This is a genomic window from uncultured Campylobacter sp., assembly GCF_937997465.1.
In the GTDB taxonomy this organism is placed as follows: domain Bacteria; phylum Campylobacterota; class Campylobacteria; order Campylobacterales; family Campylobacteraceae; genus Campylobacter_A.
Genome location: NZ_CALKTQ010000127.1, coordinates 1 through 7,094 on the forward strand (window position 1 = coordinate 1; position 7,094 = coordinate 7,094).

Here is a 7,094-nt window from a genome sequence, read left to right on the forward strand (position 1 = left end):
AAGATCATCTCGCAGTCTGATATCTACATCGTCGAGCGTTTGGGTAAATTTCACAAGGTGCTTGACGGCGGATTTCACATCATCATCCCGTTTGTAGATCAGATCCGCGCCGTGATCACCGTGAGAGAGCAGCTAGTAGATATCACGAAGCAGCAAGTCATCACCAAAGATAACGTAAATATCAGCGTAGACGGCATCGTGTTTTTAAAGGTCGTGGACGGCAAAATGGCTCTATATAACGTTGATAGTTATAAGCGCGCGATAGCAAATTTGGCCATGACGACGCTGCGCGGCGAGATAGGCGCGATGAACCTTGATGATACGCTTAGCTCGCGCGACCGCCTAAACTCCGCATTGCAAAGAGCGCTCGGAGACGCCGCCGATAACTGGGGCGTAAAGATCATGCGCGTCGAGATCTCCGAGATTTCCGTGCCGCACGGCATCGAAGAGGCGATGAATCTACAAATGAAAGCCGAGCGTGAAAAACGCGCCATCGAGCTAAAAGCGCAGGCTGAAAAAGAGGCGCTCATCCGCAACGCCGAGGCGCTAAAACAAGAAAAAGTATTGCAAGCCGAAGCCATCGAGCGTATGGCCGATGCAAAAAAATACGAGCAAATCGCGCTAGCGACGGCCCAAAAAGAGGCGATGGATATGATAAACGAAAGCATGGCGCAAAACGCAAAAGCCGCCGAGTTCCTGCTCGCGCGCGACCGCGTGGGAGCCTTTAACGAGCTAGCCAAAAACGGCTCGAAAGATAAAATTTTAGTCCCTTACGAAGCGACCGAGCTCATCGGCTCACTAAGCGTTTTAAAGGACTTTTTAGGCGCTAGGGCGGCGAAATGATACCCGCGTACTTGATGCTGGCTGCGGGCGTTGGGTTGGTCATGCTCGAGTTTATGCTCGGTAGCTTTTTCGTGCTATTTTTCGGGCTTGGATTTTTAGCGGTCGGAGTTTTGGGATTTTTTATCGATATCGCTTGGGAGCATCAAATTTTACTCATCGCTATCGTCTCGTTAGTCCTGCTTTTTGCGCTTAGAAAGCCGCTAAAGGACAAATTTAACCAGCACGAAAGCGAGGTCAAAGATGACTTTTTAAACGAGAGCGGCGAGGGCGAGATCAGAGAGGGCATGGTTTATTTTAAAGGTACTTTGTGGCGCTACGACGGAAATTTAGCCGAGGGCGCAAAGGTGCGCGTGCTCGGCACAAAGGGAAATAAAGTCGTTTTGGAGCGAGATTAAATTTGAGCTTTTGAGGCGGCTTAATGCTTTAATCTAAGCCGCCTTTTTGCTTCGCTCAAATTTAAAAGATATCGATGAAACTTGCCATAGATGCGTATTATGCGGGAAGTAAGGCTAAAGTCGTAGGGTTTTGTTTGAAAACTTTAGCGACGAAAAGCCGCTCAAAATCATCTAGAAAGTAGTGGACGACGTAGCGCCGTATGAGAGCGGAAGTTTTTATAAAAGAGAGCTGCCGCGCATCGTCTCGCTTTTGCAGGATTTGGACGTGCGGGATATCTCGCTCATCGTGATAGACGGTTTCGTTTATCTTGACGACGAGGGCGGATACGGTCTGGGCGAGCATTTATACGAATGCTTAGAGTGCAGATCGTGGGCGTAGCCAAATCACCTTTTAAAGGCAGCTGTAAGCTCGTAAGAGAAATTTGCAGAGGCGACAGCAAGAGGCCGCTTTTTGTTAGCGCGATCTGTATGGACGTACGAAGCGGCGCTGCTAGTAAAGGGGATGAGCGGCGAGTTTAGAGTGCCTAGCTTGCTTAAAATTTTAGACGACGAGACTAAAAGCGATTTTTAACTACTTTGCTGCGAAATTTGAGCTTAATTTTGATGTTGCCAGCTGGCGTAAATTTGAGGGGGAATGCGATCAAATTTGACCTTGACCGCATTAAATTTTAGTGTTTGTGATGGGGACAGGCGTGTGCTTTGTCGCTTGCGCCGCTTTTTCCGTGATGAGCGCAGCCTTTATCTTGCGCGCACCCGTGCGCTTTTGCGTCGCATTTTGAGTATGGCTTTGATTTGTCGCTATCGCCGCCGCAGCCCAGGCTTTTATCCGCTCCGTGATTGTCGTGATGAGGGCATTCTTTCATCTCTGCGTGAGACTGTGCGCAGCTAGCGTTTGCCATGCCGTGATGCGGGCAGCTTGCATCTTTTATCTGCGTAGCGTGGCGATACTCCTGCGCGTTTTGCTGGGTCGGAGCTGATTTGTTCGCCGCGCAGCCTGCAAAAACTAGCGCCGCAATCGCAGCTAAAACTAAATTTTTCATCTTTTTTCCTTTGATAAAATGTCTCGGGATTTTATCAAATTTAAGCTTTATAAATCGGGTTAAATTTGAGCGGGCGGCAGAAACTATTTAAATTTAAAAAGCCGTTGCAAATTCGACTCTGGGCTTTATACGTTCGATTATCTGTGACGGTGCGGAGCGTCGCAGCTAGCGCCAAAAGGCTAAAATTTAGCTCGAGAGCGTCTTTTGCGGATTCTAAAATTATTTCTTTTCTTTGCGTATGCCGTAAAATGATATCCGCAAGACATTAAAGACGTGAATTTATCAAAGATAAAAGCGTTTTTCGCTAAACTCGCGTAAAAAATTTAAAGGAAAAATTTGAATAGACTAAGCGTGGACGAGGCGGTAAATTTGATAGAAAACACCGATCTAAACGAGCTTGGAGCGATGGCTCTAGCGCGCAAGCGCGAGCTACATCCAGACGGCGTCACGACCTTTATCGTGGATAGAAACATCAACTACACGAACGCGTGCTGGGTGGACTGTAAATTTTGCGCGTTTTACCGCGATCACAAGGACGAGGAGGCCTATGTGCTGGGCTTTGACGAGATCGGGCAAAAGATCGAGGAACTCATCGCTATCGGCGGAACTCAAATTTTGTTTCAAGGCGGCGTACATCCGAAGCTAAAAATCGAGTGGTACGAGGATCTCGTGGAGTTTATCGCAAAAAAATATCCGAGCATCACGATTCACGGATTTTCTGCGGTCGAGATCGACTATATCGCAAGGATATCGCGTATCAGCACGAGAGAGGCGCTACGCCGTCTGCGAGAAAAGGGGCTCTACTCGATGCCGGGAGCCGGAGCAGAGATACTTAGCGACCGCGTCCGTGACGTGATCGCGCCTAAAAAATGCGATGTGGAGACATGGTTACGTATCCACCGCGAGGCGCACGAGGAGGGGCTAAAGACGACGGCTACGATGATGTTTGGTACCGTAGAAACCACGCGCGAGATCGTGGAGCACTGGGAGCACATCAGGAGTTTGCAGGATGAGACTGGCGGCTTTAGAGCGTTTATATTGTGGAGCTTTCAGGGGCTAAATACGCGCCTAGCGGCCGAACGTCCCGAGATCAAAAAGCAAAGCTCGAATCGCTATTTGCGCCTGCTTGCCGTCTCTAGGCTGTTTTTAGACAACGTGCCAAATATCCAAAGTAGCTGGGTCACGCAGGGAAGCTACATCGGGCAGCTGGCGCTACTGTTTGGCGCAAACGACCTAGGCAGCACGATGATGGAGGAAAACGTCGTCAAGGCCGCGGGCGCTAGCTACCGTATGAATCAAGACGAGATGATACGCCTCATCAAAGACATTGGCGAAAAACCCGCCAAACGCAATACCAATTATGATATTTTAGAAAGGTTTTATTGATGAAAATCATAAATTTAAAAGCCGCAAATTTACAAATCCCTGCCGTTTACGAGGCGAGCAAAACCCTGCCTGCCGTGAGTCTAAAGCTTATTTTTAAGGTCGCCGGAGCTTGCGCGGAGGAGAAGGCCGGACTTGCTAAAATCGTCGCGAAAATTTTTGACGAAGGCACGCTAAGTAAGGGCGCGGCGGGCTTTGCCAAAGAGCTTGAAACGCGCGCGATTAGTCTTTACGCGAGTGCGGGATTTGAGACGTTTGCGTTTGAGCTAAACTGCCTAAAGGAGCACTTTTCTTTCGCGCTTGCCAAGCTAAAAGAGCTTTTAGAGGAGCCAAATTTAAGCCAAAAAAGCTTTGAAAAGGTGCGAACTTTGACGCTGGGCGAAATTTCTGGCAACGAGAGCGACTACGACTATCTAGCTAGAGTCGCGCTAAACGGGCTGCTATATCCCGGTACAAATCTAGCAAGACCTAGCATCGGCACGAAGCAAAGCGTGGAGAGTATAACGCTAGAGGACGTTAAAAACTTCATCTCTAGCAAGCTTGATCTGGCAAATTTATTTGTAGTGCTAGGCGGCGAAGTGACGCCCGAGGAGCTAAATTTGGACGAAATTTTAAGCCCCTTAAAGGCGGGCGAGCCGCGCGAGCTAAAGCTTTTTAAAACCGATGAAAAATGCGGCCAAAAGTCCATCATCAAGCCTAGCGAGCAAGCCTATATCTACTTTGGCGCGCCTTTTGACGTTTGCCGAGAGGAGCGCTATAAGGCTAAGGTCGCGACGTTTATTTTGGGCGAGGGCGGCTTTGGCAGTAGGCTGATGGAGGAGATCCGCGTGAAGCGGGGGCTAGCGTATTCGGCGTATGCTAGGAGCGAATTTGCGCTCAGCCACTTGCAAATTTGGGGCTACCTGCAAACCAAAAACGAAAGCAGGAGCGAGGCGGTTGCGGTCGTAAAAGACGAATTTTCAAAATTCGTCAAAAACGGCGTAAAGGCTGGCGAACTAGTGCAAGCCAAAAGATTTTTGCTAGGCTCGCAGCCGCTACGCCAAGAGACGCTTTTTAACCGCTTAAATATCGCTCAAAGCGAGTTTTATAACGGCTTTAAGCTAGGAAATTTTAAAGACGAGCTAGAAAAAATCTCAAAGCTAAAGCTTGCTGAGCTAAACGCGTTTATCGCGGAGCACGCGGAGATAGAAAAGCTCAGTTTTGCTGTGCTTTACAATGAAATTTGATGAAAAAGACAGAATAAATCTAAAAAAAATCGGCGTAACCACTCTGCTCGACCTAGCGCTTAAGCTTCCTAAAAGCTTCGAGGATACGAGCCTGGCCGCCGCGCCAAAAGACGGACACGTGAGCGTCGCCGTAGAGATAAAAAGCGCGTATCGCCAGGGCGGGATGCTGCACGCCGTATGCTGGTGCGAGGCGTGGAAGCAAAACGTCAAGATCGTGATTTTTAATGCCAAGCCTTGGCATCACGGCGCTTTTAAAGTCGGCAAAAGCGTAATTGTAAGCGGCAAATGCGCCTACGCCTACGGCTCGTGGCAGCTAACAAATCCAAAAATCGTCACGAAAATAAACGAAATCATACCCAAATACAAACTCTCTCTCAGAGACGATTCGTTTAAAAATTTGATCCAAAAGTACGTAAATTCGCCAAATTTGATCGAGGCGGGACTCACGCCTAGGGAGGCTGAGTTTTTGCTAGATCTGCACAGAGGAGACGAAAAAAGCGTCGCGATACTAGATGCTCTCGTGCGAGAAAAAGCGGGCGAAGGGGAGTTAAAATTCGTAGAAATTTACAACTACCTAAAAAAACTAAATGCTAAAAAAACTCGCTTTAAGGCGCCTAAAGTCAAGCTTTTTGATATTTCTTCGTGGCTTAAAAATTTGCCATTTGCGCCGACTTCCGACCAGCTAAACGCTATCTCTGATCTGCGCGCGGACTTTAGCGGCGAGGAGGCGGTGCGACGCGTCGTGATGGGCGACGTGGGCAGTGGCAAGACGCTTGTTATGCTAGCCGCCGCGCTTAGCGTCTATCCCGGCCCTGCGCTCATCATGGCGCCCACGTCGATACTGGCCGAGCAAATTTACGCAGAGGCGGCGCGTTTGTTGCCTGATTTTATGCGGGTTTTGCTTGTTAAAAGCGGCGATAAACCCGAATTTGACGGCGTAAATCTCATCATCGGCACTCATGTTTTGCTATATCAAAGCTTACCCGCCGCGCCTTTAGTGATGATAGACGAGCAGCACCGTTTCGGCTCAAATCAGCGCGAGAAAATCAACGCTTTAGCCAGCGGAGGACTTGGGCGAGACCCGCAGCTTGACGAAGCGGAGGGCGAATTTGACGGTAAATTTAAGGAGGACGAGCAGTCAAATTTGACTGAAATCGTGCCCCAAAACCGGCAAACAAAAGCTGCGGGCGAGACCAGAGCTCACGTCGTGCAGTTTTCCGCAACTCCGATCCCGCGAACGCTAAGCATGATACAAAGCAGCTTTGCGGAGTTTAGTTTTCTAAAGCAGATGCCTTTTGAAAAGCATATCCATACGCAAATTTTACAAAGTGCGGACTTTGGTGAGTTGCTGACGCATATCAAAGCGCAAATCACCAAAGGCAAGCAAGTCGCCGTGATATATCCGCTGGTCGAAAGTAGCGAAAACTCGAACTATCAGGGGCTAGAGGAGGCGCAGGGGTTTTGGCGGGCAAATTTCGCAAACGTCTACGTCACGCACGGCAAAGACAAAGAAAAAGAGCAGGTGCTGCGAGAATTTCGCGAGCGCGGAGACGTGCTACTCTCGACGACGGTTGTTGAGGTCGGCATCTCGCTGCCGCGGCTTAGCACGATCGTAATCGTTGGCGCAGAAAGGCTAGGACTAGCGAGTCTGCATCAGCTGCGCGGGCGCGTAGGGCGAAACGGCGGGAGCGGATTTTGCTTTTTGTTTACAAAGCTCAAAAATCCGCCGACGCGACTGAGGGAGTTTTGCGAGACGCTGGATGGCTTTAAGATCGCCGAGATAGATCTCAAAAATCGCCAAAGCGGCGATATCCTAAACGGCGCGTTTCAGCACGGTGCGACGTTTGAATACTACGACTATGAAGAGGAAATCACGCAGGCGGCAAAGGATAGACTAGGGATTTAGCTAAATTTGCCTTTGGGATGGCAAATTTAGCTACTTGCCTGAGTATTTCTCTGTTTATTTTTAAATTTGAAATAAAATCGGTAAAAAGACTGTGCTATAAAGATTTTGTAATTTTCAAAAAATTGATTAAAATGAAATTTGAAGATTATTTTTGGAGCATTTTTGGCCTGATTAAAACCCTGCAAGTGTGTAGTATTTTGATTACTATATAGCTTTGTCTGCATATTATTTGGTGGAATCGGTACAAAACTAAATGCTTGCGGTTATGGCTTTTTGTAAAAACTAGAGATGTATTAATATG

At 48.3% G+C, this 7,094-nt stretch carries 7 protein-coding genes; 6 read left to right on the forward strand and 1 reads right to left on the reverse strand.

Annotated elements, in window-relative coordinates:
• The 3 genes from Q0546_RS03955 to Q0546_RS03965 form a co-directional block, all read left to right on the forward strand.
• Positions 1-843 (forward strand): stomatin-like protein (locus Q0546_RS03955; protein ID WP_298790738.1); only part of this gene is annotated, 843 nt, incomplete at its 5' end.
• Positions 840-1,238: an NfeD family protein gene (locus Q0546_RS03960; protein ID WP_298790740.1), complete on the forward strand. Its 399-nt coding sequence runs from the start codon at positions 840-842 to the stop codon at positions 1,236-1,238. The genes Q0546_RS03955 and Q0546_RS03960, both read left to right, overlap by 4 nt.
• A 181-nt stretch (positions 1,239-1,419) precedes the next feature.
• Entirely contained in the window at positions 1,420-1,617 is a 198-nt protein-coding gene (locus Q0546_RS03965) for a hypothetical protein (protein ID WP_298790742.1), read from the forward strand.
• Positions 1,618-1,906: 289 nt separating this feature from the next.
• On the opposite strand, the gene Q0546_RS03970 is transcribed toward Q0546_RS03965, so the two are convergent.
• A complete protein-coding gene (locus Q0546_RS03970; protein WP_298790743.1) occupies positions 1,907-2,278 on the reverse strand; it encodes a hypothetical protein in 372 nt (123 codons plus the stop codon).
• Between the two features lie 336 nt (positions 2,279-2,614).
• Here Q0546_RS03970 and Q0546_RS03975 point away from each other — a divergent pair, with 336 nt between their 5' ends.
• From Q0546_RS03975 to Q0546_RS03985, 3 genes are read left to right on the forward strand one after another with little or no spacing between them, the layout of a single operon-like run.
• Positions 2,615-3,664 carry a dehypoxanthine futalosine cyclase gene (locus Q0546_RS03975; protein WP_298790745.1) on the forward strand — a complete coding sequence of 350 codons (1,050 nt, stop codon included), beginning with the start codon at positions 2,615-2,617 and terminating at the stop codon, positions 3,662-3,664.
• Positions 3,664-4,887 (forward strand): pitrilysin family protein, encoded by a 1,224-nt coding sequence (locus tag Q0546_RS03980; protein WP_298790747.1) that lies wholly within the window; start codon positions 3,664-3,666, stop codon positions 4,885-4,887. Before Q0546_RS03975 ends, Q0546_RS03980 begins: the two co-directional genes overlap by 1 nt.
• Positions 4,877-6,793: a DEAD/DEAH box helicase gene (locus tag Q0546_RS03985; protein ID WP_298790749.1), complete on the forward strand. Its 1,917-nt coding sequence runs from the start codon at positions 4,877-4,879 to the stop codon at positions 6,791-6,793. Before Q0546_RS03980 ends, Q0546_RS03985 begins: the two co-directional genes overlap by 11 nt.
• The last annotated feature ends 301 nt before the right edge of the window (positions 6,794-7,094 follow it).

What these genes read in the sequence shown, in the direction of transcription:
- Q0546_RS03960 (WP_298790740.1), top strand. Translation starts at nt 840, where the DNA reads ATGATACCCGCGTACTTGATGCTGGCTGCGGGCGTTGGGTTGGTCATG.
- Q0546_RS03970 (WP_298790743.1), bottom strand. Translation starts at nt 2,278, where the DNA reads ATGAAAAATTTAGTTTTAGCTGCGATTGCGGCGCTAGTTTTTGCAGGC.
- Q0546_RS03980 (WP_298790747.1), top strand. Translation starts at nt 3,664, where the DNA reads ATGAAAATCATAAATTTAAAAGCCGCAAATTTACAAATCCCTGCCGTT.
- Q0546_RS03985 (WP_298790749.1), top strand. Translation starts at nt 4,877, where the DNA reads ATGAAATTTGATGAAAAAGACAGAATAAATCTAAAAAAAATCGGCGTA.